The following is a 26,666-nucleotide window of genomic DNA, read 5'->3' as shown; positions in this document are numbered from 1 at the left end:
CTCCTCTCACATGTCATATTGGAAAAAGCCCTTGCCTGATTTTTTGCCGTACTCGCCTGCATCAACCATTTTGACAAGCAGAGGACATGGGCGGAACTTCGGATCTTTGTAGCTCTCGTATAAAACAAGCAATGAATTCAAAATCGTATCAAGCCCAATTAAGTCTCCTGTCGCAAGTGGTCCCATTTTATGACCGAAACCTCCGCGGAAAATTTTATCGACATCCGCTGGCGTGGCAACTTGATCTTGCACCGCCCAAATCGCTTCATTGATTGTCAGCATCAGCACACGGTTGGAAACAAATCCAGGAAAATCATGCACCACAACTGGTGTTTTATCAAACGATTTCAAGAAACCTTTTGCCGTTTCCACTGTGTCATCAGAAGTGGCTTTTCCTCTAATCACTTCAACTAACGCTTTAAGAGGAACAGGGTTCATAAAGTGCGCCCCAATGACATTCTCAGGATGATGCATAAGGGACCCTACCTTTGTGATCGAGATACAGCTTGTGTTTACAAAATAGATGGTTTCTTTCGCACAAATATCTCGCAGCTCTTCATAAATAGGTTTTTTTATCTCCCAATCTTCCGTCACATTTTCAATGACGATATGCGCATCATGTAAGCCTTCAAGTGAAGTTGACAGCTGGATTTGAGACAGAACATCCTCTAAAGACAATGAGATTTTCTTCTTTCGCACAAATTGAACCAGTTGATAGGTCTTCTTGATTTTTTCCAGCGCTTCGTTTAACTTTTCTTCTGTGACATCAACTAATGTGACTTGATAGCCATTTGCTGAAAGGTCTAATGCCATATCAGCCCCCATGACACCTGCTCCAATCACGCCTACGTGCTTCGTGTTCATTTCTCCAACACTCCAATTCGCTTTAAAATGACATTGATTTTTTCTACGACTTCATTTGTTAATGAATGAATAAAAAAGTGATCTCCATCGAATTCGAAAAACGCACAATCTTCGCTTGTATATTGATCCCAATCCTCTAAATCAAACAGCACAGAAGGCAAATCACACGTACCATAAAAAATAGAAATTGGACAAGCAGCTGGAACGACTTCATCACACAAATAGGTCTCCAAAAGCTGAAAGTCTGCTCTTAAAATCGGCAGAAAGAAATCAAGCACTGCATGGTTATCAGCAAGTTCCTCAGGAACGCCTCCCATCGCAATGATCGCCTCTTTTAATTTGGAATCTGACAGCTGATGATAGACTTTCTTTTCTGGAATATGTGGCGGGAAGCGCCCAGAATAAAAGACATGGACAGGCTCTCTGTTTAACCTTGTTTTCATTCTTTTTTGTAATTCATATGCAAGGACGGCTCCCATGCTATGACCGAAAATGGCATAGGGCTCTCCTTCTTTTAAGGAAGATGATGCCTGGTCATAGAGATCATCTGCGACCTGCTGTAAATCGGTTAGAACAGACTCTGTCATTCTTGTCCCGTGCCCAGGGAGTTCAAGGGCATAAATTTCTATCGACCGGTCTATATAAGATTTCCACGTACTGAATACGGTACTTGCTCCACCTGCGTACGGTAAGCAAAATAATTTCACGATACGCCACACTCCCTTTTGCATTTCATTTCCAATTCCTCCAGCCAGTGTTTTTCATCATGAATGATTTGTTCTAAAGAAGCTTTGATATTGGCTTGGTACCTACTAGACATCTCACCTGAAAAAAGGAGTTTCGCTGCCTGATGCCTCGCTTTCTCCCATTCTGCTAAAATACGTTCCATCCATCCCACCAGCTCAGGTAGATCGTCTTTGATGAGATTCAGTCGATACAGCTCCACTTTCTTCGTATTGATGATCTGATTGAAAGACGCCACGAGCCTCTCAATATCATCCCATTGCGAAAACTGCTCATAAAATGTTTCAAGAGCTGTGATTCCTTTTTCTATTGCGTCTATCTGACCATGCATATTTCTCAGGAAATAAGTCGTTTTTTGATTAAATAACTCAGTCGAGAGCTTGTCTGGATCAAAGTAGAAAGCCGCATAGGAATGAAATTGATCATTCGGCTGAAAATGATCATGAAAGGTGTCATACCCTTTCTGTACATCTTTAAATGACAGCACTTGATGCTCGTAAGACAAATTATCTAAATGCCGATTCTCTAATACGTGAAAGATTTGCTGATTTTCATCGAATCCAGTGATTAAAATGGAATGACGGCTATGGGTTGTCAAATACTCTTTTCTGCCTCGCTGAACGTAAGGGTCTACCCAAACGATTACCGGGCGGTCACATGTCACATCTTGCTTGACCTTTTCAATGAGGTTGGGACAATACGCCATTTTTTCGACTTGAATGCCTTGTGCATTCATAATTTTTTCTGGATCGTGTGCCGACATCCAGTCAATCTGTAGCAAGCCATTCTCTGTAAGCACGTAGGCAAATTGATCATTTAGTAAGTATGGAGCAACTTCTTGATTATGCAGCTTCACAATTGGAAAAAAGCAATTGAAGAAACAGCTGCGATAAAACAAATCATTATAAGGATGAATGCCCGAAATCTGTTTGACGGTCATCTTTTTTTCCTCTCTTTCCAGCAGGAGATGTCACCATAAATCCTTTGATGAAACCAATCGTACAAAACCAAATGAAAAACAAATAATAAGAAATCGCTAATTCAATGAGAGAGGAAGGTCCCCATACAAAAGTCATTTTCCAAGGCAGACCATTAAAGGCTAGCTGCGCAACAATCATTGGCAGGAGCAATATCCCAATTAATAGCAGCACCCAGCCGCTACTTTTCAGCCAGACGCGCAGTGACATGTCCCTGCGAACTAAAGCGCCGTTTCTTACACGCTTTTTCCACTTGATAAAACGCACGATAGACACTATTTGCAGCAAAATGAACAGACATGTGGCACCAAGGCTCAATTGATCAATGAGCTGAAAAGGATCCATTGATGACTCTGCTTCTTCATTTGTACCTGTGATCGTTTTGGCAATTAGACGTGCCGTTTGCTCTGTGTAGCTGCTATTCATATTTGCTAACACTCCGATCGCAATCCCTTCTTTTGGCTGGATCAGAAAAAATGATGAATAGTTTGGGTTAGAGCCTGCATGAAAAAGCGAGTCCACCTGCTCATGCGCCTTTTGTATATACCAGCCGGCATTGTAATAGACATGCTTCCCTTCTTCTGGGACATTCACAGTTAAGTGATCAGGATTTTTTACAAAGCGAGACCAAGTTGAATCGGTCAATTGATATTGCAGCCAAGTCCCCACATCCTGACTATTCATCACAATATAGCCTGCAGGGGTGTTACCTCGATATTCTGGTGCTTTAAAAGCATGCGGAGCAAGGAATTGAAGTTTAAATCCTTCTGAGACAGCACCGGATTTCATCCGTTTTAGCCCAGCCTCCGTTTGGTCAAGATGATGCCTTTTAAACAGCTCTTTCATATAAGCCTCATACGATGTTCCTGTTACATTTTCAATGATGAGACCAAGGACATCATAGTTGATGGTCGCATATTCAAAGGAACTGCCTGGCTTACGATTAAGCTCGATTGATTTTAGCTGATCAACTGTTTTTTTCAATGCATCCTTCGTAGTATCAGGCTGGATCAGCGCAATAGATTGAAAGGGAATGCCGCTTGTGTGATGCATTAATTGCTCCACCGTTAAACGCTGAGGCTTTCCATTGTATGTTGGAAAAAAACCTGGAATATAGCTGCTCACCGGGTCTTTTAAATGAAGTTTTCCTTGCTTCTCTAACTCCACAATCGCAAGAGCGGTAAACGCTTTTGATGTAGATCCAATTTCAAAGAAAGTGCTGGCTGTCACTTGCTTCTTTTTCTTTCGATCCGCATATCCAAAGCCTTTTTGGTACACCACTTCGTCCTTTTTTACAACCACAACGGACATGCCTGGAATGCGTCCAAGCTCCATCTGTTGCTCTATCACTTGATCAATGGCTTTAGATGAAATCACTGCTTTTGCATGTATCCCCCCGGCAAAGCTGCTTATCCATAAGATCGCTAATAAAAATGAAAGATACATAACATACTGATTTTTCCTCATGTAAATAATGAATCCATTTCTTCAAGGGACATATCCACTGTTTCAAAATCAGACGGTGTAAATTCGATTCCTTCTTTCTCTAAGCAATGCTGTACAAGACGCTCAATTTGCTGTTCTACCGCTTGCAATAGCTGCGTCATGTCTGTTTCACACAGCTGTTTTCCGCTGAAAGAAAGATGGAAAATCAGCTGACCACCCTTGATGGTAGCGACCATATCGATGACGGTTGTTAATGGATTATCCAATGACGAGTCAATCCCCGATGTAAAGTAAGACATCTCATAATCAGATGATTGTTTAAGCACTTGATCAATTTCACCTAGGTAGTTAAAACGTAATTGTGGTGCTGAATGACGAGGAAGCTGCTGATTGATGAGTGACAACAGCCCATAGTCTGCACCCTTATTTGGCACTTCTCGTATCGTTTCTTTGACAACACGTATGTGATCTGAAAGAGATTCAGACACATGAACATTCACAGGATACATGGTGGTGAACCAGCCGAACGTTCTAGATACATCGATCTCATCCTCTACAGCATCCCTGCCATGACCTTCTAATTCCAAAGAAATCCGCTCTTGATTCGTTTGCTGATAACAGGCTTGCGTCAAGGCTGAAATTAACAGTTCATGCGGCTGCGTTTGATACGCTTGATTCGCTTGATTGAGCAATTGATTCGTGAGTTCCACTGATAATGCGTTTGTTAATTTGATTTCGTCTCTGACATATCCCTCATTTGAGGAAACTGGATACAGAGGCTGAATATTTTGCACCGCTTTTTGCCAATAGCTGACCGACTCTTTTACACCCTCTGATCCTGCATACTGATTCACCCGCTCGGCAAATGTTTGATAGGAATGGGTTTTAGACGGAAGTACTTCAGCTGTAACCTTCTCTGCATGCAATAATTGAATCAAGTCCTCCACAAGAATTTGCCAAGACATACCGTCAGCTAATAGATGATGGGCGGCAAAGATGAGATGTGATTGAGAATCAGTTTGACATAGCGCTGCCTGAATCAATGGTCCTTGATAAAGATGAGTCCGTTGCTTGACCTGATATCCTACTTCTTGTAACGCTTCTTCCACATTCTCTTCTGACAGTGCTGTGAAATCGTGTATCATCAGTTGAATCTCTTGAATGTGTTCATCATAATAGAGTGTGTTTGTTGCCTCATGTACTTTTAACCTTAGTCCGTCGTGGTGAATGACGAGCTCTTTGAAAGCTTTCTGCACGATAGTTTCATCCATCTTTTTCTTTGAATGAACAATGATGGATTGATGCCAGAAATGTTCATCTTTTAACCGCTGGGACCAAAACCATTCGATAATTGGGATCGATTTCACATCACCCACAGCTTGCTCTTGTGAGATATGTATGACAGGTTCCTGCTGAACCACTTGTGCCATTTCTCTAAAAATGGGATAAGTAAAAAGATCCTTGGTTTTTAAATAAAGTCCTTTGTCTTTTAACTTCGCAATAAATTGAATCGCCTTAATAGAATCTCCGCCAAGCTGATAAAAATGATCAGCCGGTTCGATTGTTTCATGCCCTAAGATGTCTTTTGCTGTATTTACGATGATCTCTTCAATGTCCGCTGTTTCCTTGGACCACTCAACAGCTGTTTCCACTTGAGACAGCAATGGATCAGGCAGTGCTGTCCGATTGATTTTTCCGTTTTGAGTGAGCGGGAGCTCGTCTAGTACAACAAAATAGGCAGGTACCATATAAGCTGGAAGCTGATCTGATAATTTCTTTCTCAGTAAAAAGGACGTCGTCTTTTTTTCTTTTAATTCAATATAGGCAGCAAGCTGTTTTTCTCCTGATTCATCGGTTAGATCAATAACAGCTGCTTTATCAACTTCTTCAAGTGCCATCAATGCAAGTTCAATTTCACCGAGCTCAATCCGGTAGCCTCGCAGCTTGATTTGATGATCAATCCGGCCAATGTATTCAATCTTTCCATCATTTGCTCGTTTGGCGATATCACCTGTTCGATACATGCGGCGGCCGTTTACAAATGGATTGGGCAGAAAGCGTGATTCCTGCAAATCAGGTCTTTGCCAATACCCTCTGCCAACCCCTGCGCCTGAAATATAGATTTCTCCCACTGTCCCAGGCAGCACAGCTTGCTGATTCTCATCTAAAAGGTAGATCTCTGTATTGGGCATTGGCACACCAATTGACACCGATGTCCCTCCATCATCTTGATGGAATTGATGAATCATACAGCCAACGGTTGCTTCAGTTGGTCCATATTCATTAAAGATGGATATCCTTCCATCACTTGCCTCTGTGATTCTTTTTGCCAAAGCGGTCGATAATTGTTCTCCGCCCACAATCATCCGTTTCACAACTGATTGAGAAAGTGCAGCATCAGTTAACAGTGCCATATGAGCTGGTGTCAGCTTGATGACTTTTGCTTTTTGATCAAACAAAATATGTTCTAATAAAAAGCCTGGCTGATCCTCTTGACGATAGATCACCACTGTACTGCCAATGACCAATGGCGTATAAATGGATGTCACAGTTAAATCAAATGCAATGGATGAATACAAGGCAAAATGATCATCTGGTGAATCAGTATAGTGTGTTTTAGCAGACATAATATAGTTCACTAAGCTTCCGTGCTCAATCATGACTCCCTTTGGCTGTCCTGTAGAGCCAGACGTATAAATCATATATGCGACGTCTTCATCATTCCCAGTGAATGGATGTTCCGGATTATACTGATCCAGCTGATTCCACACGCTGTTGATATTGTACGTATCGCCATTAAATTGGTATGCAGATGCGTCATTTGTGAAAAACAGCTTTGCCTGGCTGTCATCCAAAATAAACTGAATGCGTTCCTCTGGATACTCAGGATCAATCGGTACATATGCGCCTCCAGCCTTTAAGATCCCCAGCAGCAGCACAATCAGTTCTGGTGAATGATTCATACATACGGCAACAAAGTCATGTCTTTGTAAGCCATGTGTTTGAAGAAAATGCGCCATTTGATTGGTTTTTCTCTCAAGTTCACCGTATGTCATGCTATGAGATCCGTCCTGAAGTGCAATCCGATCAGGAGAAGACGTTGACATGTTTGTGATCAATTCATGGATTTTTTGTTTCTGTGGAAACTGCACGCCTGTATCGTTCCATTGATATAGCTCCCGATGTTCCTCGTCTTCTGTCATGAGAAGTACGTCTTTTAACAGCTGCTTTGGCTGAGCAAGTATGGTTTCGACAAAGAGAAGCATTCTTTCGTGCAGAAAGTCGATGTCTTCATTGCTGTAATCTGAGATCTTGTAGTCATATTGAAGCTCGATTTGCCCTTTTTCATCCCATTCTTTCACAGCAACTTGTAAGCCATAGGGCTGGAAGCCATTGTAAAGCTCTATGTATTCAACTTTGTATCCTTCCATCTCCTGCACCATATTTGTGCTGTAGGAGTTGATATAGATTTGAAAAAGCTGATCATACCCTGCTTTTGCAAGCTCTAAATCTTTGACAAGTGCATCATAGGGATAACGCTGATGCAGGAAGTAAGCCTTATAGCTTTTTTGAACGTCTGTTAAACTTTCTAACAAAGATAGATGAGGATCCATCTTCATTCGGTATGGCATTGTACTCACGGTCATACCGGACGTGGCTTTTTCCTTTTGTCCGGAACGATTGAGAACTGGCGTCCCAATAATAAAATCTTTTTGCTGGTATCTTTTATGCAAGTAAATGAAAAGTCCTAAAGTAAATAAAGAGTTGATTGAACAATGATGGGTATCTATAAATTCATAGATTCGTTCTGAGAGTTGGCGATCAAGGTAATGGCTTTGCCGATGGCCTTTGATTTGGTCCGTTCCCTGTACCAAATAACTATTAGACACATCAGATAATGCTTCTTTCCAAAATTGCTGATCTTTTTTAAATCTTGGGGAGTTCCTATATTTTGATTCTTTATCAATAAATACAGAATGATTGTCTGCTTCTTGTTCGATAGAGGAGCTTTGGGTAAGAGCAGTGTAAAGCTGGCTAATTTTATCGATGATTACTTTCATCGACCATCCATCTGCTACTGTATGATGGCATTTGATGAAATAACCGGATTGTTGTTCACCGATTTTTAGTACCGCAAATTCGGCGAGAGAGGTTTCTGTTAATTGAAATGGTGTTTTGAAGGCTTTTTCGGCCCATTCTAGCATGTCTTCATGTGTGGAAAACTCATAGGTAGGAATAGTGTGATCGGCGTTTGGGTCAACGTATTGAAGCGTTTCACCATCTTTCTCTATTAGCTTGAGACGAAGTGATTCTGTCATTATGATACAAGATGCAATGGCCTGCTTCAGTTTATCGAGCTGCAACGGCCCATTGACGAAAATGATCCCGCCAATATGATTGATCGGTGTTTCTGGATAAAATGTTTCCATGTTCATCACGCGCCGCTGCGGATGTGTTAATGGCCAATATACTAAACTACTAGTCAATTACGCCACCTCTACTTTTCATATAGTTAACATTTCTACGAACATATTAAAGCATATAATAGTATTTTTGTAAATAATTGAGATAAAATGTCTAAATTTGTTCATTTTTTAATCTAGACGCTAGGAAGGCCGACACAGTAAACAGGGCGACATTTATAAAAAAGACGACTCTTGCCCCAAAGAGATCGGTCATGGTACTCATAACGAGAATGGACATCCCGTATATAAAAGTTGATAGTGTATGTTGAGCTGATAGTATTTTGGGCAATTCAATTTCACTCAGTGTATCTTGTACATAGGTCCGAATGGAAATGCTGCGAAGCTGAAAGGCTGGCCCTAATAAAAAGACAAACAACAAACTCATCCATGCAGAATGATTCAATCCTAAACAAAGGGTTAGCACAGCAACGATCACCGAACTGTAAAAAATGTGATCAAACAAACGCTGTTCCACATGTTTTGCGAACCGCAGTACGAGCAGGCCGCCTAGAATGGTCCCGCCAAAATAGCTTGCGTTAATAAATCCCCACCATGTTTCTGGCTGGTGTAAGACTTCTGTGACATACACAAGAATAATGGCACCAGTCCATATACTTCTACCACTCATGGATAGCATTTCTAAAATCGTTAATGTTCGAATAGTAGGCTTTGCATACATGAGCTTCCATCCTGAAAAGACCCTTGTAGTAAATGATACAGACTGTTGCTCTTGTTTAGCTGCAGCCCCAGTATCAATGATAAAGAGCATAGATACGAGCGACAAACTGTATAAAACAAGTGTCGTCAATAGGAGAAACTGTGGTCCAAGAATGCCAATAAACAGCCCTCCTAACAGCCAGCCTAGTAAAAGGACCATTTGGTCAGAAGTTAAGATGTAACTATTAGCTTTTAGTAAAAAGTTCTTTTCTACTAAACGCGGGATCATCGAATTTCGAACAGGAATCGTTCCTCCATCTATCAAAGAAAGGAAAAATACAATAATAAAAAAGAAAGGAATAGTAAAAGTTGATAATTGTAGAATATAAATGAAAATCAAGCAGCCGAAGAAAGCAATTTGACACATTTGTAAATAGATAATGAGTCTTTTTAGCTTAAATTGGTACATAAAGAAAGGAATAAGTACCGCCCCAAGTGCTTGTCCAACAAACTGCGAGACAGCCACCATTGAAGCAATCAGTGTAGAATTTGTTAATTGATATGTCAGGATGGTTAAAACGAGGACATATAACGAATCCCCAAAATTAGCTAAGGATTGTCCCCCTAATAAAAAGTAAAATGATTTGTTTTTCATATTTGTCTCCATTTTCTCTTCATTATCACCCATAATAATACATTATTTTCTACACTTCTACTTTTTATAACAATATATTCATAATTTGATACATTTTTCCTAATTTAAAAAACCGCCAAAAGGCGGTTTTTATTTAGTCATATATATGGACGGTTGGTTCTTTGTCTTCAGCATTTTTCGTGATCAAGGCTTCTTGTTGATCTGATGATGTGATGTTAATTTCGATATTGGTACTCTTATAGTAATCCATCACTTCACCTGTTAAATATTGCGTGAAGGCTACGACTTCCGTTTTTCCGTAGAACTGCATTGGAATTTCGACTTTCATTTTTTGCAGGTTCCCGTTTTTGTAAAAGCCTTTTCCTACGACACCCGTGTAATTCGGGAAGTAGTCTTCGACTTTTGTTTTGAAGCGGTCAAATCGCTCGGAATCATCTTTGTAGTTGCCTTTCGCATTATCTGAAGGGAAGAAGACATTCTCCTCTTTGATCGTATCCCAATTGCCAATATCAGCTGAGCCTGCTTTCACATCTGTTTTGGCGATAAAGTTTCCTGGCACGATAGATGATTTTGGTGCTTGCTTATAAAGGGCAATCATGACAGGCACTTTTTGCAGCCCATCCATTTGACGAATTCGTTTGATCACTTGTTCAGCAATTTTTTCGCCTTCTGACAGTAGTTTCTTTGAATTTTTCGAAGAATCGATCGTCACTTCTTGCTGCGGATCACCGATATTTTCACGGTAATAATAAACAGAGTTCAGCGCAAGTCCAATGACAACTCCACCAAGCTGTAAGCTGTTTTTATCTTTTCGAATTAAGTAATTATGCTCTAGCATCGAAGCTAAGTAAATTGGACTATTTTCATTTTTAGACTTTGTTGAACCTGAGTTCGGGAGAGCAGGATTTAAGCCTAAATTCTTAAAGTCCTTATCTTCTTTTTCTGCCTTTTTCAGATCACTGCCTGTTTTTTTGCGCGCCAGCCAGCTGAGAACGGTGTCCTCATCTAAATGCTGTCCTTCTTGGAAAAGGTAGTCGTTTGTATTAAATGACTCTGTTGCGAGACGCATGAGTCCTGTTTCAAATTCATCGATGTCCAAGCGTGTGTTGAGACGCTCTGCTGTTAATCCTCTCGCAGCTCCTTGTTTAAACGGCAGCACCATTTTGTAATAAGAGTCAGAGATATTGTACATCGGGATGATGGCTGTTTCCTTCGTTTCATCCGTTTTTTGTGTGACCTCTTCCTCATCCTTTCCCCCAAAAGGTGCACACGCTGACAATACCAGTGTGAGCATTGTCAGCAGCAATAACAACTTTTTCAATAGAAAACACTCCTCTTATTTCTTTAGCTCCTCGAGCATTTTAGCTTCGTCCCAAATTTCAATATTGAGTTCTTCTGCCTTTGTCAGCTTACTTCCCGCTGCTTCTCCAGCAATGACTAAATCTGTTTTTTTACTTACACTCCCTGCCAGTTTACCGCCTAATGCTTCGATCGCTTCTTTTGCATCGTTTCGCGCCATTTCTTCTAATTTCCCTGTCAGCACAATGGTTTTGCCTGCAAAATAGGAATCACTTTCTTCAACCTTCACCGGTTTTGGTCCTGTATAGGTCATATTGACCCCAAGCTCTTTTAGTTCATTTAGCAGATTGAGTATTTCTTCTTTCTCAAAGTACGTGACGACAGCATCAGCCATTTTTTCACCGATTTCATCGACTTCGAGTAATTGTTCTTTCGTCGCTTGCTTTAATTGATCGATATCGCCGAAATGCATCGCCAAGGTCTTTGCCGCTTTGGAGCCAATAAATCGGATACCGAGTCCAAATAGTAAACGCTCTAAAGAGTTTTCTTTCGATTGCTCAATCGAACGCAGTAAATTATCGACAGATTTTTCGCCCATTCTCTCAAGTTGAATGAGCTCTTCTTTCGTTAATCGGTAAAGATCGGACACACGAGAGACAAGTTGTTCTTGGAAAAGCTGTGTAATGACACGCTCGCCAAGCCCATCAATGTTCATTGCATTGCGGGAAACAAAGTGAATGAGTCCCTCACGTATTTGGGCAGGACATTCTGGATTGATGCAGCGTAAAGCTACTTCGCCTTCAATTCTCACAAGCTCACTATGACACTCTGGGCATTCAGTCGGCATGTGAAACGGCTTTTCTTCTCCTGTACGCTGATCGATCAGTACGCCTGCGACTTCCGGAATAATATCGCCCGCTTTTTTCACAATCACTTGATCAAAAAGGCGAATATCCTTTTCTTTGATCAAATCTTCATTATGAAGAGAAGCACGCTGCACTGTCGTTCCTGCTACTTTGACAGGCTCAAGGATCGCCGTTGGTGTGATGACACCTGTACGCCCGACACTTAGTTCAATATCAAGCAGCTTCGTCACAACCTCTTCAGCTGGAAACTTGTACGCAACCGCCCAGCGGGGACTTTTTGCTGTAAAGCCGAGCTCTTCTTGCTGTGCTAACGAATCGACTTTGATCACAATTCCATCGATTTCATATGAAAAGTCGGCACGCTTCGTTTTCAGTGTTTCAATGAGCTCAATCACTTCCTCAATCGTTTGGCACGTCCGTCTTTCTTTGTTCGTTTTAAAGCCAAGTTCGTCGAGAAGATCAAGTCCTTCGCTTTGCGATTCAACACCAATTTCATCAAGCTCCGCTATACTGTAGACGAAAATATCAAGGTTTCGTTTCGCCGCAATTTTTGTATCAAGCTGACGAAGTGAGCCTGCCGCCGCATTACGCGGGTTTGCAAACGGCTCTTCTTCGTTTTGTAATCTTTTTTCGTTTAATGCTTCAAAAGAAGGTTTTGGCATAAATGCCTCGCCTCTCACTTCAATTGACAAAGGACGTTTGATTTTGAGCGGGATGGAACGAATGGTTTTGAGGTTTTCAGTAATATCCTCACCCGTTGTCCCATCTCCACGTGTGGCACCTCGGACAAACACGCCATTTTCATAACGGAGAGAAACAGCGAGTCCGTCAATTTTCAGCTCGACATTGTATGAGATATCGTCACCGACTGCTTGACGAACCCGGCGGTCAAAATCAAGAAGGTCCTGTTCATTAAATGCATTCCCAAGGCTGAGCATCGGTGTGCCGTGACGCACTTTTTGGAAGGCGTCTAACACAGCGCCTCCTACTCTTTGCGAGGGAGAGTCCGCTGCTTTTAAATCAGGGTGCTCTTCCTCTAAAGAGATCAGCTCACGCATCCGCGCATCATACTCAGCGTCAGGAACACTTGGACGATCAAGTGTATGATATTCGTAGTTGTATTGGTTCAAAATCTGGTGCAGTTCCTCGATCCGGCGTTTCGCTGCTTCTTTATCCATCTGCTTCTTCCTTTCAATTCATCCGTTTTATAAGTCCTATCGGTTTATTGCTTCTCAATTGGCGCAAATGCTGCGAGAAGACGCTTAATGCCTGTAGGGCTTGGGAAGGCAATATCAAGCTCTGTACTGTCTCCACTGCCTTTTACACTGACAACCGTTCCAACGCCCCATTTTTTATGAGCCGCTTTATCGCCCACAGCCCAGCCAATACTTCCGCCGCCTGTGTTTTGAATGGTTTGAGTTTGCGGACGTGAGACAGGTCCCCGTCTTTGCGGTCTTTCTCTTGTTTGGCCAAATGGTGTTTTTGTTTCTTTTTTCTCATTTAGGTTGTCCAATAAATCGGCTGGTATTTCTCGAATGAATCTTGATTCAAGGTTCATGTTTGTCCGGCCGAAGAGTGTTCTCATCTTGGCACTTGATAAATAGAGCTCTTCTTCCGCCCGTGTGATGCCTACATAAGCAAGGCGGCGCTCTTCTTCCATCTCTGCATCTTCCATTAATGAACGGCTGTGCGGGAAGACACCTTCCTCCATGCCCATTAAGAAGACAACAGGGAATTCTAGACCTTTTGCGGCGTGAAGCGTCATTAAAATGACCGCATCCTGATCTTCTTCCTCATTTTCATCCAGCTTATCGATATCTGCGACAAGGGCGAGATCTGTCAGGAAGGTCACAAGGGACTTGTCTTCATTTTGTTCTTCAAAGTTCTTAGTCACAGAGAGAAACTCGTCAATATTTTCTAGACGGCTTTGTGCTTCAATTGTTTTTTCTACCTTCAGTGCTTCACGATAGCCTGTTTTCTCTAGGATTTCTTCTGTTAATTCTGTGACAGTTAAATAATCCTGCATATTTGTCATTTGATCAATGAGCTGTTTAAATTCATCAAGCGCATTGGCTGCCCTTGCACTGAGTCCAATGAAATCTACCTGAGCAAGTGCTTCAAACATAGACAGGTCATTCATCTCCGCATATGCCGCAATTTTATCAACAGATGTAGCACCGATTCCGCGCTTTGGTACGTTCACAATTCGTGCAAAGCTAATGTCGTCATCTGGGTTAGCTACTAGGCGTAAGTACGCCAAAATGTCCTTGATCTCTTTTCTATCATAGAACTTCGTGCCGCCGACAATGTTGTATTGAATGTTTGACTTCAATAATGTTTCCTCTATCACACGAGACTGAGCATTGGTCCGATAAAGAATCGCAAAATCGGATAATTTACGCTTGCCACTCTGATGAAGCTGATGAATCTTTCCAGCAACAAATTGTCCTTCACCGAATTCATTATCTGCACGGTAATAGGCAATCTTTGCTCCTTCATCATTTTCTGTCCAAAGATTTTTCGGCTTACGGTTTGAATTGTTTTGAATCACCGTGTTTGCGGCATTCAGTATGCGTTTAGTTGATCTGTAATTTTGCTCAAGCAAAATCACTTCACTAGAAGGATAATCTTTTTCAAAGGAGAGAATGTTTGTAATATCCGCTCCACGCCAGCGATAGATGGACTGATCTGAGTCACCGACCACACATATATTTTGAAAACGTTGAGCGAGCAGTTTCACAAGCATGTACTGCGCTCTGTTCGTATCCTGATACTCATCGACATGAATGTATTGAAATTTTCGCTGATAGTGTTCCAATACTTCAGGGATGCGCTCAAACAGACGAATCGTCATCATAATAAGATCATCAAAATCGAGTGATTGGTTCTTGAGTAATCGTTTTTGGTAATCTGTATAGACGTCGCTGACCACTTGATCATAGAAATCACCGGCTGTTTTGGCGTATTCCTCTGCGTCAATGAGTTCGTTTTTTGCACTGCTGATTGAACCTAAAATGCTGCGTGGATCAAACTTTTTAGGATCGATATTTCGTTCTTTTAAAATGTTTTTAATGACTGAAAGCTGATCAGACGTGTCTAATATAGAAAAGTTGCGATTTACCCCAATACGGTCAATATCGCGTCGTAAAATGCGCACACACATGCTGTGGAACGTAGAGATCCAAATGTCATCCGCACCAGGCCCTAAAATGGCTTGTACACGCTCACGCATTTCACGTGCTGCTTTATTTGTAAACGTAATCGCTAAAATGTTCCACGGAGCCACATGCTTTTCTGCCATTAAGTAAGCAATTCGATGTGTGAGCACCCGTGTCTTTCCGCTCCCTGCTCCTGCCATCAAGAGTAGCGGACCGTCTGTTGCTTTGACCGCTTCTTTCTGCGCGTCATTCAGCCCTTCTAATAGATGATTCGATATTTCATTCATTCCATTCACCGCCAATTCGAACTTATGTTCTATTTTAACCCGTTTCGTCTTGTTTGACTATGATGATTTTTTGACTGCGCTCACTGTCTTTAATGCTTCTTTAAAATTGTCATAAATGACGTTTCCTACAACAACCACGTCCGCATGCTGCGCAAATTCTTCTGCCTGTTTTTCGTTTTCAATGCCTCCGCCATAAAAAAGAACCGTATCAGAAAGCACTGCTTTCGTTTCTTTCACAAGCTCTATATCTCCAAGCGTTCCGCTGTATTCTAGATAAAAAATGGGCAGCTTCATCAAATGCTCTGCCACTCTTGCATACGCTCTTACGTCATCGATGTCCAGCGCTGTATTTGCTTCTGTGAGCTTGGCCGCTTTACATTCTTCATTTAAAATAACATAGCCTTCAGGCACGATCTCTTCCATTGACATCAAATCACCGAATTCCTTCATCGCGTCCTTGTGAAGCCCAACAATCCAATCAGGGTGAGAGCTGTTTAAGACGGTCGGGATGAAATACAGATCGAAGCCCGGCACAATCATTTCATGTGTTGAGATTTCGAGCACACATGGCACAAGAAACCGGCGGACCTTTGACATCAACTGGAGCACGTTGTCCTCTGTCACATTGTCACTGCCGCCAATCAATATAGCATCCGTACCAGATTCACAAATCGCTTCTAGCTGTTCATCGGATATTTCTTTATTTGGATCGAGTTTAAAGACGTGCTTCCACTCGGTAACATCATACATGAAAAATGTTCCTCCATTCGTTTCATTCCATTTAAATATTATAACAAAATCAGTGACCGCAAAAAATGGGTAACCTCCTTCAGCTAAAAGTTTCATTCTTTTGAAAATGGTGTTCGTGACTTTAGGATAGAATGCTGAAAACATCTAGGAGCTGAGAGGGCTGATCTTTAACCGTTCACTGATAGGAAAGCTTTGTATCACCACATGTTATTATACAATAAAGGGACATTTTACTATTGATCAAAAAACCATACATAAAGCAGGTGACCCACTTGAAAAGAACCATCACATATGATCAAACGATCGACATCGGATACATCTATCTCCTGCCTGTGGGAATTGGGACAATCAAAAAAACCATTGAATTAGATGTGAATGAATGTGTAAACGCAGATATCGACAAAGAGGGCCGAGTAGCTGGTCTGGAGTTATTCGCAGAAGAAGCCGAGGTTTTGAAGCATGCACCTGTTTATGAGGATGAGCTTTCGTTACGTTTTACAGATCAGGACGTTCTCTCAACCTGTCATTTATCAGGCATTGAATTTCATTTCTCGACGCCTGAACACAAAGGGCTGATCGGTTTTACGATTGTCGATCCTCTTCGATATAACATCAAAAGAAAGACAAGAAAAAACCGTTTTGAATGGTCAAAACGGTTTTTCCAAACTATTGTCTCACTTCATTAAAATAATGGACGGATGTCATGGCCCCTTCATCGACCATTTTGTTGTCTTGAATATCTAATGGATCAGGGTGTCCAGCTTTTTCAGGAATCTTTTCATCTGAGCGGAACATGCTTGCCCATTTTTTGAGATGCTGTTTATTTTTCACTGCTAATAACACTGCACCACCAACCCCTAATCCTGCAAGTACATACCCATTCGGACGCTTATTCATGTATGTTCCCTCCCCTTATGATCTTATTTGTAAGTTACCCCGCCTTTTCATTTCTAAAACGTTACAATCTGTTGAAGTGGTTTCTCTTTCAATGAAAAGTGGAATAACAACAGCAATGATAGAGAAAAGAGGGGATCTTCGTGACAACAACTTTCATTGTCATTGGCGCACTATTAGTGATTTGTTTCATCATACCAATCATTTTATTCATCTGGATTTGGGTGCGAGATGAAAAACAGGAAGAGCATTCTGTCCTGCGAAATTATCCGGTCATTGGAAAGCTGCGGTTTATTTTTGAAAAAATAGGACCTGAGCTTCGCCAATATCTGTTTCTGAATGATCGGGAGGAACTTCCTTTCTCAAGAAGAGAATACGAGCAAGCTGTCATGTCTGGGAAGTACAAAAGCCGGACGATGGGCTTTGGATCAAAACGTGATTTTGACAAGCCTGGTTACTACATTCGCAACGTTCTATTTCCAAAGCAGCGAGATGAGTTACGCATCGATCAATCTGAAAAAATCCAAACAAAAGTGTACCAGATTGATCAAGACAATTTACTGCGAAGAAGTGAACATACCAAAGAGGTTGAAGCAAAACCTTACTATCTCCATCAAGACGATGTCCAAGTGATTGGCGAGCACACATGTCAAAAGCCTTTCCGTGTAAAAGGCCTGATTGGACAGTCTGCCATGAGCTACGGATCTTTAGGCGACAGGGCCATTACAGCACTATCCTCTGGATTAAAGATGGCCGGCGGTACGTGGATGAACACAGGTGAAGGCGGGCTTTCTCCCTATCACCTCAAAGGCGGAGCCGATATCATATGCCAAATTGGGCCCGGTCTATTTGGCGTAAGAACAGAGGATGGCGCTTTTTCCTTTGAAGAATTTAAGAAAAAAAGCGAGCATGAGGAAGTCAAAGCCTTTGAGCTGAAACTGGCACAAGGAGCTAAAACACGCGGCGGTCATATTGACGGCAAAAAAGTCACCGAAGAAATTGCGAATATCCGTCAATTGCCGCCCCACCAATCCATTGACAGCCCAAACCGATTTGAGATGTTCCACTCCATTCCGGATATGTTTGATTTCATTGAACAGCTGAGAAGTATAGGTGGAAAGCCTGTCGGCATCAAGCTTGTGGTCGGACATAAAGAAAACATTGAAGAGCTTGCAGCGTACATGAAAAAAAGCGGAAAGCATCCTGATTTCATTACAGTGGATGGCGGAGAAGGCGGCACTGGTGCATCCTTTCATGAATTGGCAGATGCCGCAGGGCTGCCGATTTTCACGGCACTCCCAATGGTTCATCAAATATTGAAGGAATACGGTGTCAGAGATCAAGTAAAACTCTTTGCTTCTGGCAAACTTCTCTCACCTGATAAAATTGCAATTGCCCTTTCCATGGGTGCTGACTTTGTCAATATCGCACGGGGACTCATGTTTTCAGTTGGATGCATTCGCGCCCAAGTGTGCCACACGAATAAATGCCCAGTCGGGGTCGCCACAACTGATCCAAAGCTGCAAAAGGGTTTATCAATTGAAGAAAAGAAATACCGAGTTTGCAATTATATCCTTTCTCTAAGAGAAGGCTTGTTTAACTTATCCGCAGCCGCTGGAATTGAATCTCCCATTCATTTTAATGAGAAACATATTGTCTATAGACAAGAGGATGGTCAGACAAGTGAAGTGCCTATCTTTACAGGAACACAGCCATCCGTATAGTTTGAGAAAGGTGCGTTTTTGCACCTTTTTTTCAATTGACATTTTGGCTCAATCGCGTATAAAGAACTTAGACAAATGACCAGGAATTGGAGAGTTGGAGGATGCGTGAGAAAAAGGTTCGCGGGATGAAACGGAAGACGAATGAGATGGTGACAAGAATTGAGGAAAGTACACGAGAGTTCCCGGCAGATATTGAACAAAGTTATTGGCATCTGCCTCTACCGGTTGCTTATGATTTTATTTGTACAAGCAAAACACCTCAAAAAATCAAGCGATTGTCCATCCAGACACTGATAAATAGAGCTGAACATCTCATTGATTTGAAGCCAATTGATGGAGAAGTATATCGTGTCGTGGTTGCAGTAGATGCCACTAAATTATGGGGTTCACAAATCATTGTGTTTAAAGGAGATTCCTATTTTAAAGACTTTTTCAATAGACATGATGATGATCAGAGTTGGCTGCCTCTTTCCGGTGCGAGAAACATTCAAAAGGAATGGGGTTTATCTGTGCCAAAGGATAGGCAAATCATAGGTTTTAAAGACATCATCGCTGACGAAGATGGCATCTCTTACGAAGGCGAAAGATGGTTTATCGGCGAGCTAAAATAAAAAACAGGACCCGCTTCACTCAGCCAGTCCTTGCTTGTCTTTTCAGCGCTCTTCATAAAAAAAACTGTAAACAACTCTATTCTTGTTGAAAAGGATTGTTTACAGTGAAAGCTGCTTTATTTTGTTTCGTCATTTGTCTGCTGTTCTGCTACGCGGTCAAGTGCCATCGTATAGGCATCATTTCCATAGTTCAAGCAGCGTTTGACACGTGAGATGGTTGCAGTGCTCGCACCTGTCTCCGTCTCAATTTTATGATACGTGTTCCCCTCGCGAAGCATACGCGCTACTTCAAGACGCTGTGATAAAGATTGGATTTCATTGATGGTACACAAATCATCAAAGAATCGATAGCATTCTTCCAGGTCTTTAAGGGATAAGATGGAGTTGAATAACTGATCTAAGCTTTTGCCCCTTAATTTATCAATTTGCATCTTTATACATCTTCTCCTTTACTATTGGCACCGCTTCGCACGACAATCTGCGGAGAAAGCGGTATCTTTCCTGACTAATTTTTTTCAACCTCAGCAATGAGCTTTGAACGAATCATGACAGGTTTGGTTATACGCTGGAAATGCCGTCAGTTCTTTCGTAAGCCGAAGCTTCTTTATCGTATACAAATTCGACAAGTTCTGTCATTTTCCTTGTTCGACAATCTGACAAACTTGTTTGCTTCCGATATCCAGATCACTTCTGCTTGATTAGGTCTGCCCTAAAAATACAGGCTGTGCGGAAAGCTCGGCGAGACCAACATGCGCCCCGCCTTGCTCATCAATTATTCAAAATATGTTGGTCGGCCAGCGTAACCGACAGATTCATTTTTCAATCAGGGCATTTCACTCGTCATGTCAAAGCCCTCTGCTTCAACAACTCCACATAAGCATTTTCACTTACATGTCAGTGAAGAGATCCACTGCTCACGTCTGACCTATAACAGCTGTCAGAAATGTGGCAAAGATGATACAGCTCCACTCTGTTATATTTTAACGCATTATAGACGGAAAGAGTACAGTTTTTTTCATGACATCAAATATTCCTCTTGGTGTCACTCGAATATACGGCAAATGTGTACTTTGGAAAAAGACAAGTGTATCAATTGGGCAATCAAACGGATAGCCTCGCTCAATGAGCAGCTCGCGTAAGGTTTGTATCTGCTGAAGAACAGTCTCAAACGGTTCAGCAGATGCACAGCCTGATAATTGCAGCGGAATTTCATGCAAAATTTTCCCGTCCTCTGTGAGGACGATCCCCCCGCCGATTTCTTTCATTCGCTTATGTGCCAGCATCATATCTTCTTTATTTTTCCCGATCACCAAAATGTCACCCGTGAGCGAAAATGAGCTGACAAACCCTTGCACTTTGTTTGCAAACCCTTTGAGCATCGTATTCACACGCCACTCGCCTTTTCGGTCAATCAGGCTAAAGAAACTTTGATCATGATCACATGACAGCTGATTCACAGAGTTATCAATCTCCACTGTATAAGGCTCCATGATGACTGCATTTCTCATTTTGACACCTAGCGGCATGGAAAATTGCAAATCACTCGACGTTAGATCGTAGCCTAGATCTAATGGAACAAGCCCGCCATTTTCCCATTTTGTTTCATGAAATTGATGCTGGTTCTCGCCATCTAACTTGAGGATAACCCCTTTAGATATGACCGTTTCAGGATTTGGATTCATTGGGTCATCTAACACATTCAAAGAAGCCAATCGGCCAGGACCGACAACACCTAATAGGTCATCAATTTGATAGTATTTCGCAATGTTAAAGGTCGCCATATTGTATGCATCGATGATAGGCACGCCTTCTTCAAGGGCAATTGAAATCAAACGATTAATCATACCCTCCTCATAAAAATGAGGCGCTGCTCCATCTGTTGTATAGAAGAAGTGATCATAGTGTCTAAAATCACGCTCGTGCAGCTCTCTTAAAATGTTCACTAAATCTGGGCGGATGGAAGAATGACGAAGTGAGACATGGTAGCCAAGGGACAAGCGTTTTAGCACATCGTCTGCATTCATCGCTTCATGATCGCTGTCCGCGCCAAACAGCTTCATTTTTGTTAGCGTTTTCTCAGAAGCTCCGGGGAAATGCCCTTCAATTCGTTTCCGCTGCTTCTTCGTTTCTTGCATGCAATATAAAATGAGATCATCACCGTCCATCAATCTTGGCCAGCTTGTTAATTCGCCGCCTTGAAGAACGTCAGGATGATCAATCCATTCCTTGCGATAGTTGATAGGAAGCATCTCATCTTCATATCTGACCTCGGTTTGAAGATCGTATCTAGACCACCAGAAATACTGAAATGGCTGCTGTTTTAATTCACATAGAGTGGAAAGCGCTTTCTTTTCATTGCTCTGCAAAAGAAGAAATAAGTTATCACTGACCATTGTTGTTGTGCCAAATTGAGACACATATTCTGCAAGTGATTGGGGATTATAAATATGGAACGGATGCGCGTGAGGCTCTATATACCCAGGCACAATGTATTTCCCTTCACAATCAATCACACGTTTAGCTGATTTATTTTGAGGAAGCTCTGCTCCGACATAAACAATTCGATCATCATGTATCCAAATATTTGCCTTCACCCATTGTTTTAAAAACGGGTTTAGCACGAGTCCATTCGTTAAAAGGAGTGTTGGAACTATTTTTGAGTCGACTACATCGATTTGTGTGCGGATGTCATTGTTTCTCCAATTAAAAGTACGTTCGGACATTCACATACTCTCCTTCATTTGTATTAGCCCTATCGTAACATAACGAACCACGTTACGCATTAATGAAACGTTACAATTTCTTGAAATCACACTTAAAATATTTAAAAAAGGAGATTTACCTTCAATGAAACCTAATCTCGGCTTAATGGAAGCGCTCATTCGAATTGCCTGTGGAATGACAATATGTACTGTGGCTGGTTCTTTATATGCTAGAAAACCATGGAGTAACATGCTGCTTTTCAGCATCATGTGCGGCGGGATGAAACTGGCATCTGGCATTCTTCGCTTTTGCCCAGTGACGTATATGTGTGAGCAGCAGGACACACATAAAGAGAAGGCTGATTGAAACAGCCTTCTTTTTTATGATTTCCACCTCTGTCATCACTCCGCTGCTTCACACCATTCCACCATCGTACCTGCGATAATTTCTGCGGCTTCAATCACATGCTCAATGTCGATGGATTCATTCGGAAAATGGGCAAGCTCCGTTGTTCCAGGTCCAAATACGATGATCGGGATACCTGCCGCCTGTGACAGTAATCCGCCGTCTGTTCCCCAAGGAGCGGCTTCGATCTTTGGCGGCTCCTTCTTGACCGCTTCATATTGTTCCTTCAATAGATCTAAAAGTGGATGGTCCGTATCAATTGAGCCTGGAAGCCATCTTGCACCAAACCATTCGACCTCGACAGGATGCTCTTTGAACCATTCATCCTTTTCCCCAAGTCCCGTCATCCAATTTTCTAATTCCTTCTCTGCCTGCTCAACCGTCTCCCCTGGCATCACACCAAGTCTGCCCTCCATTGTGACCAGATCCGCTACAGAGGACGGCCAGTCACCGCCTTGAATTTTCCCTATGTTGATAGGGATTGGAATCGGGATATGCTGAAATAACGGCTCGGTGATGCGCTGATTTCGTTCTTCTTCAAGTGCTGCTATATGCGAAAGAACGATCATACTTTTTTCAATAGCGGAAACGCCATGATATCTTGTTCCTCCATGAGCTGCCCTTCCTTTAATATGCAGTCTGAACCACTTAGATCCCTGCTGAATCGGAAAGATTTTCATATGACTTGGTTCTGGAATGATGGCCGCATCTGCTGTATACCCTCTAAGTATGGCTGCAAGGGTGCCTGCACCGCCGCTCTCTTCTTCGACGACACTATGAAACACGACATCTCCTTTCAGCGGAATCTGGAGCGCATGCAGTGCCTCTAGTGCAAAGAGTAAAGAAACGTTTCCGCCTTTCATATCTGTTGCCCCGCGTCCATAAAGTCTCCCGTTTATGATATGCCCGCTGTAGGGTGGATATGTCCATTGTTTCGTATCTCCTGCTGGCACAACATCGACGTGCCCATTTAATAAAATGGATTGACCGCCCCCTTTTCCCTTCAATCGTCCGGCGACATTGGGACTTCCTTTAAAGGAACGCCTCGGGGAATAGAAATACGGATGTTCGAGCAGGTCTTCTCCGCCAATGTCCCATACATCTACATCAAAACCAATGGCGGACAGCTTATTTGCTACGATTTGCTGCACACCTTGTTCATTTCCTTGGGTGCTCTCACATTGCACCATTTGCTGAAGAAGCGCAATCGCTTCATCTTGGTGCTCTCTCATCCAGCTTCTGATACGTGTGATTGGCTGCAAGTCATTCATCCTTTCTACACAACAGATTTGACATCAGGCGCTAAAATTAAAGGTGCCTCTGTCGCCCTTATGACATCTTCCGGCTGATACGGCGGCATGACTTCACGTAAAATGAGCAGCTGCGATTTGACCTCAATGACTGCCATATCTGTAATGATCAGATCCACACAAGACTTAGCAGTTAAAGGAAGTGTACAGGCTGATTTCACCTTTGACTCACCGTGTTTATCGAGGTGGCTCATCACCACCACAACTTTTTTCGCCTTTTGCGCAAGCTCAATCGCTCCGCCCATCCCAGGTACTCGTTTACCTGGCACAATCCAATTCGCAAGATCGCCCTGACTGCTTACTTCAAGTGCACCTAAAATGGTCATATCCAGCATGCCTTTTCGAATGATGCCAAAAGCAGTCGTGCTGTCCATGTATGAGCCGCCTTTTGTTAACGTAATAGGAAAGCCGCCGGCATTGCACAAATTAGGATCTTCTTCCCCTTGTACTGGTGAGGCGCCTGCCCCCATAATGCCGTTTTCAGCATGCAGCCATACGTTGTAATGCGCTGGAATGTAATCAGCCGCAAGGGTTGGGATGCCGATCCCAAGATTGACGATCATGCCATCTTCAATTTCCTGCGCCGCCCGTCTGGCTATGCGGTGTCTTATATCGTTGTCTCCCATGCCCATGTCCAGTTCACTCCTTTTGATTGCACAATCTGGTTCACAAATACGCCTGGTGTCACGATTTCCTCTGGATGTAGACTACCTACAGGCACAATCTCTTCCACTTCCGCAATGGTCCAGTCTCCTGCCATCGCCACAATCGGGTTTGTATTCCGTGCACTTTTATCAAATATCAGATTTCCTGCTTCGTCTGCTTTGAGGGCATTCACAATGGCAATATCCGCTGTCAGCGCAGGCTCAACGATATAGGTCTTTCCGTTTAACGGCACGAGCTGCTTCTTATCGAGATTGAGGCTATCCATGCCGACATCTGTCACAATGCCTGCCAAGCCCATCCCGCCTGCTCGTATTTTTTCTGCTAGAATGCCCTGCGGGTAAAAATGAACGTCTAGTGTACCTGCCTGCATTTTCTGTCCGGCTATTGGATTTGAGCCAATATGAGAAGCAATGATCTTCTTGACTCTTCCTTCTGTGATCAGCCGGCCAACACCTATTTTCGGGAAGCCTGCATCGTTTCCGATCAATGTCAGGTCCTTGATATTGGCTTCTAAAATGGCCTCGATCAATGATGGCGGTGACCCTACGCCGCCAAACCCGCCAAACATGATGGTCATTCCGTCCCTAAAATGCGTGATCACTTCACCTACATTCACTGTTTTGTTCATCATCTTTCCTCCCTACATCGCAGATGGGAAAAACCCCCTGTTGATGACTTCTTGTTCGACCTGCGTGATTGTCTGCTCAAATAATTGAATGAGTTCATCCATCTCCTGCTGCGTGATAGAAAGCGGCGGTGCAATCATGACCGCTGCACCTCCTACTCCATCCTCGCCAGCGCTTGCTGGGTATACGAGCAAGCCGTTTTGCTTGGCTGTCTCAACGACTAAATGCGTCATTTGAGCATGGGCAGGAAATGGGGTTTTCGATAAGCGGTCTGCGACAAACTCGATGCCAATGAGCAGTCCCTTTCCTCTCACATCTCCTATGATGAAATGGTTTGTTTGTAAATCCTTTAATGCATTCATTAAATAGCGGCCAGACAGATCCGCTCGTTCAGGAAGCTGATGTTTTTTCATATATCGAATAACAGCCAGTGAGACGGCTGCTGAAAGCGGATTGCCGCTATAGGTATGACCTGCCATCACAGATCCGGAACCGCTCAGAATCGGCGCGATGACATGATCTGCTGAGACGGCTGCCGCAATCGGCGAATAGCCAGCACTCATCCCTTTGCCGAGAACCATAATATCTGGAACAACTCCCCAATGCTCCATCGCAAACATTTTCCCAGTTCGTCCAAAGCCTGTCATGACTTCGTCTGCAATCATTAAAATATCGTTTTCCTCACAGACACGTTTCATGGCTTCAAAATATCCGTCTGGCGGTACTAGCGCCGCTCCCGATGCTCCGACAATCGGCTCTGCAATAAAAGCGGCAATCCTCTCTTTTCCTATACGCTGAATGACGGTATGAAATTCCTGGACATACCATTCAACCTGCTTGCCCTCTTCCTTCGGCAGCCATGAACGATAGCTATATGGCGGAGACAGCACTGGATTCTTTTCGAGCAATGGTTCAAAGCGCTCTCTCCTTGCAATATGTCCTGACATCGACAGTGCACCGAGGGTGATGCCGTGATAACTCATCCATCGTGAGATAATGTGATTCTTCTCAGCCTTTCCCTGCTCCTGCCAATGCTGAATAGCAATTTTCATAGCCGTTTCCGTTGCCTCTGAACCACTTCCGACAAAAAAAGACCAGTTCAGGTTACCTGGACAAAGCGTACTCAATTCATAAGCAAGTTCTTCTGCTGGTTCATTTGTGAATTGTGATCTGTACGTAAAGCTCACTTTTTCCGCTTGCTCGGTCATGGCATCAATGATTTCACGTATGCCATGTCCAATACTTGCCGTGACAGCCCCCGATGAGCCATCTATATATTTTTTTCCATCCCGATCATATAAATATATTCCCTCTCCTTTCACAGCCACAGGATAATGCTGATTCAATATCGGTTTGATTAAGTAATCCCGAGTCTCCACTTTGCCATTCCTCCCTCTCTCGTCAGCAGCTGCCTCTTTCTTTTTCATGAATCGCAAGAAAATTTTGTATACTTGTTATAAGATTAGCTTAATCAAGAGGGCAGTCATCCTCCATTCGCCACATGCCCGAATTTCAGACGCATTTTTTATACATCGTGTATAAGAGTGTTCAAAAGGAG

General features: G+C 42.7%; 21 protein-coding genes. 4 read left to right on the top strand and 17 right to left on the bottom strand.

What is annotated here, in order from left to right; genetic code table 11:
* Window positions 1–6: 6 nt before the first annotated feature.
* The 10 genes from SB660_RS11620 to pcrB all read right to left on the bottom strand — a co-directional run bounded on the left by SB660_RS11620 (window position 7) and on the right by pcrB (window position 16,169).
* Window positions 7–864 (bottom strand): 3-hydroxyacyl-CoA dehydrogenase family protein, encoded by an 858-nt coding sequence (locus tag SB660_RS11620; protein WP_180309444.1) that lies wholly within the window; start codon window positions 862–864, stop codon window positions 7–9.
* Window positions 861–1,571: a thioesterase II family protein gene (locus tag SB660_RS11615; protein ID WP_410582649.1), complete on the bottom strand. Its 711-nt coding sequence runs from the start codon at window positions 1,569–1,571 to the stop codon at window positions 861–863. The genes SB660_RS11620 and SB660_RS11615 overlap by 4 nt, the downstream gene beginning before the upstream one ends.
* A complete protein-coding gene (locus SB660_RS11610; RefSeq protein ID WP_058015508.1) occupies window positions 1,568–2,548 on the bottom strand; it encodes a C39 family peptidase in 981 nt (326 codons plus the stop codon). Before SB660_RS11610 ends, SB660_RS11615 begins: the two co-directional genes overlap by 4 nt.
* Entirely contained in the window at window positions 2,511–4,052 is a 1,542-nt protein-coding gene (locus tag SB660_RS11605; protein WP_410582647.1) for a serine hydrolase domain-containing protein, read from the bottom strand. Before SB660_RS11605 ends, SB660_RS11610 begins: the two co-directional genes overlap by 38 nt.
* On the bottom strand, window positions 4,049–8,518 hold the full coding sequence (locus SB660_RS11600; RefSeq protein WP_410582645.1) for an amino acid adenylation domain-containing protein: 4,470 nt from the start codon (window positions 8,516–8,518) through the stop codon (window positions 4,049–4,051). The genes SB660_RS11605 and SB660_RS11600 overlap by 4 nt, the downstream gene beginning before the upstream one ends.
* A 91-nt stretch (window positions 8,519–8,609) precedes the next feature.
* Complete coding sequence (locus tag SB660_RS11595) at window positions 8,610–9,809, bottom strand: MFS transporter (RefSeq protein ID WP_257474566.1); 1,200 nt, start codon at window positions 9,807–9,809, stop codon at window positions 8,610–8,612.
* Between the two features lie 133 nt (window positions 9,810–9,942).
* Window positions 9,943–11,130, bottom strand: coding sequence for a CamS family sex pheromone protein (locus SB660_RS11590; RefSeq protein WP_061418215.1), 1,188 nt, complete (start codon window positions 11,128–11,130; stop codon window positions 9,943–9,945).
* 15 nt (window positions 11,131–11,145) lie between these two features.
* Window positions 11,146–13,152, bottom strand: coding sequence for an NAD-dependent DNA ligase LigA (gene ligA / locus SB660_RS11585; RefSeq protein WP_410582642.1), 2,007 nt, complete (start codon window positions 13,150–13,152; stop codon window positions 11,146–11,148).
* 44 nt (window positions 13,153–13,196) lie between these two features.
* Window positions 13,197–15,419, bottom strand: coding sequence for a DNA helicase PcrA (gene pcrA / locus SB660_RS11580; protein ID WP_410582640.1), 2,223 nt, complete (start codon window positions 15,417–15,419; stop codon window positions 13,197–13,199).
* 57 nt (window positions 15,420–15,476) lie between these two features.
* Window positions 15,477–16,169, bottom strand: a complete 693-nt coding sequence (pcrB, locus tag SB660_RS11575) for a heptaprenylglyceryl phosphate synthase (RefSeq protein WP_058015577.1) — start codon at window positions 16,167–16,169, stop codon at window positions 15,477–15,479.
* A gap of 272 nt (window positions 16,170–16,441) precedes the next feature.
* Here pcrB and SB660_RS11570 point away from each other — a divergent pair, with 272 nt between their 5' ends.
* Window positions 16,442–16,855 (top strand): DUF2283 domain-containing protein, encoded by a 414-nt coding sequence (locus tag SB660_RS11570; protein WP_410582638.1) that lies wholly within the window; start codon window positions 16,442–16,444, stop codon window positions 16,853–16,855.
* Here the strand turns inward: SB660_RS11570 and SB660_RS11565 are convergent.
* On the bottom strand, window positions 16,836–17,066 hold the full coding sequence (locus SB660_RS11565) for a hypothetical protein (RefSeq protein WP_058015512.1): 231 nt from the start codon (window positions 17,064–17,066) through the stop codon (window positions 16,836–16,838). The genes SB660_RS11570 and SB660_RS11565 overlap by 20 nt on opposite strands.
* Window positions 17,067–17,206: 140 nt before the next feature.
* Here SB660_RS11565 and SB660_RS11560 point away from each other — a divergent pair, with 140 nt between their 5' ends.
* Window positions 17,207–18,787: an FMN-binding glutamate synthase family protein gene (locus SB660_RS11560; RefSeq protein WP_180309451.1), complete on the top strand. Its 1,581-nt coding sequence runs from the start codon at window positions 17,207–17,209 to the stop codon at window positions 18,785–18,787.
* A 101-nt stretch (window positions 18,788–18,888) separates the two neighbouring features.
* The gene (locus SB660_RS11555; RefSeq protein WP_180309452.1) at window positions 18,889–19,398 is read left to right on the top strand and encodes a DUF3916 domain-containing protein; all 510 of its coding nucleotides are present in this window, start codon (window positions 18,889–18,891) and stop codon (window positions 19,396–19,398) included.
* A 116-nt stretch (window positions 19,399–19,514) separates the two neighbouring features.
* Here the strand turns inward: SB660_RS11555 and SB660_RS11550 are convergent, their stop codons facing one another.
* Both SB660_RS11550 and SB660_RS11545 read right to left on the bottom strand, forming a co-directional pair.
* On the bottom strand, window positions 19,515–19,829 hold the full coding sequence (locus SB660_RS11550; RefSeq protein ID WP_058015515.1) for a YerC/YecD family TrpR-related protein: 315 nt from the start codon (window positions 19,827–19,829) through the stop codon (window positions 19,515–19,517).
* 549 nt (window positions 19,830–20,378) lie between these two features.
* On the bottom strand, window positions 20,379–22,121 hold the full coding sequence (locus tag SB660_RS11545) for an adenine deaminase C-terminal domain-containing protein (protein ID WP_410582635.1): 1,743 nt from the start codon (window positions 22,119–22,121) through the stop codon (window positions 20,379–20,381).
* 124 nt (window positions 22,122–22,245) lie between these two features.
* On the opposite strand from SB660_RS11545, the gene SB660_RS11540 reads away from it, so the two are divergent.
* A complete protein-coding gene (locus SB660_RS11540) occupies window positions 22,246–22,467 on the top strand; it encodes a YgaP family membrane protein (protein WP_058015517.1) in 222 nt (73 codons plus the stop codon).
* Window positions 22,468–22,502: 35 nt separating this feature from the next.
* On the opposite strand, the gene SB660_RS11535 is transcribed toward SB660_RS11540, so the two are convergent.
* Genes SB660_RS11535 through SB660_RS11520 form a run of 4 tightly spaced genes read right to left on the bottom strand, consistent with a single transcriptional unit; the run spans window position 22,503 to window position 26,487 of the window.
* Entirely contained in the window at window positions 22,503–23,768 is a 1,266-nt protein-coding gene (locus SB660_RS11535) for a peptidase (protein ID WP_410582632.1), read from the bottom strand.
* A 14-nt stretch (window positions 23,769–23,782) separates the two neighbouring features.
* A complete protein-coding gene (locus tag SB660_RS11530; protein ID WP_180309454.1) occupies window positions 23,783–24,448 on the bottom strand; it encodes a 3-oxoacid CoA-transferase subunit B in 666 nt (221 codons plus the stop codon).
* Window positions 24,424–25,110, bottom strand: coding sequence for a CoA transferase subunit A (locus SB660_RS11525; RefSeq protein WP_339165111.1), 687 nt, complete (start codon window positions 25,108–25,110; stop codon window positions 24,424–24,426). The genes SB660_RS11530 and SB660_RS11525 overlap by 25 nt, the downstream gene beginning before the upstream one ends.
* Before the next feature lie 12 nt (window positions 25,111–25,122).
* Window positions 25,123–26,487 (bottom strand): aspartate aminotransferase family protein, encoded by a 1,365-nt coding sequence (locus SB660_RS11520; protein WP_410582630.1) that lies wholly within the window; start codon window positions 26,485–26,487, stop codon window positions 25,123–25,125.
* Window positions 26,488–26,666: the final 179 nt, after the last annotated feature.

Origin of the sequence: Bacillus sp. SIMBA_005 (assembly GCF_046535585.1) — a bacterium.
GTDB classification, from domain to species: domain Bacteria; phylum Bacillota; class Bacilli; order Bacillales; family Bacillaceae; genus Bacillus; species Bacillus pumilus.
Note: the sequence above shows the minus strand (reverse complement) of the source record. Positions and strands in the feature narration are given on the sequence as shown.

Excerpts from the sequence above, each read along its gene's own strand:
- pcrB (WP_058015577.1), bottom strand. The coding sequence starts at position 16,169 with ATGTATGATGTTACCGAGTGGAAGCACGTCTTTAAACTCGATCCAAAT.
- SB660_RS11620 (WP_180309444.1), bottom strand. The coding sequence starts at position 864 with ATGAACACGAAGCACGTAGGCGTGATTGGAGCAGGTGTCATGGGGGCT.
- SB660_RS11525 (WP_339165111.1), bottom strand. The coding sequence starts at position 25,110 with ATGAACAAAACAGTGAATGTAGGTGAAGTGATCACGCATTTTAGGGAC.
- SB660_RS11540 (WP_058015517.1), top strand. The coding sequence starts at position 22,246 with ATGAAACCTAATCTCGGCTTAATGGAAGCGCTCATTCGAATTGCCTGT.
- pcrA (WP_410582640.1), bottom strand. The coding sequence starts at position 15,419 with ATGAATGAAATATCGAATCATCTATTAGAAGGGCTGAATGACGCGCAG.
- ligA (WP_410582642.1), bottom strand. The coding sequence starts at position 13,152 with ATGGATAAAGAAGCAGCGAAACGCCGGATCGAGGAACTGCACCAGATT.
- SB660_RS11545 (WP_410582635.1), bottom strand. The coding sequence starts at position 22,121 with ATGTCCGAACGTACTTTTAATTGGAGAAACAATGACATCCGCACACAA.
- SB660_RS11610 (WP_058015508.1), bottom strand. The coding sequence starts at position 2,548 with ATGACCGTCAAACAGATTTCGGGCATTCATCCTTATAATGATTTGTTT.
- SB660_RS11550 (WP_058015515.1), bottom strand. The coding sequence starts at position 19,829 with ATGCAAATTGATAAATTAAGGGGCAAAAGCTTAGATCAGTTATTCAAC.
- SB660_RS11555 (WP_180309452.1), top strand. The coding sequence starts at position 18,889 with ATGCGTGAGAAAAAGGTTCGCGGGATGAAACGGAAGACGAATGAGATG.
- SB660_RS11605 (WP_410582647.1), bottom strand. The coding sequence starts at position 4,052 with ATGAGGAAAAATCAGTATGTTATGTATCTTTCATTTTTATTAGCGATC.
- SB660_RS11595 (WP_257474566.1), bottom strand. The coding sequence starts at position 9,809 with ATGAAAAACAAATCATTTTACTTTTTATTAGGGGGACAATCCTTAGCT.
- SB660_RS11530 (WP_180309454.1), bottom strand. The coding sequence starts at position 24,448 with ATGGGCATGGGAGACAACGATATAAGACACCGCATAGCCAGACGGGCG.
- SB660_RS11565 (WP_058015512.1), bottom strand. The coding sequence starts at position 17,066 with ATGAATAAGCGTCCGAATGGGTATGTACTTGCAGGATTAGGGGTTGGT.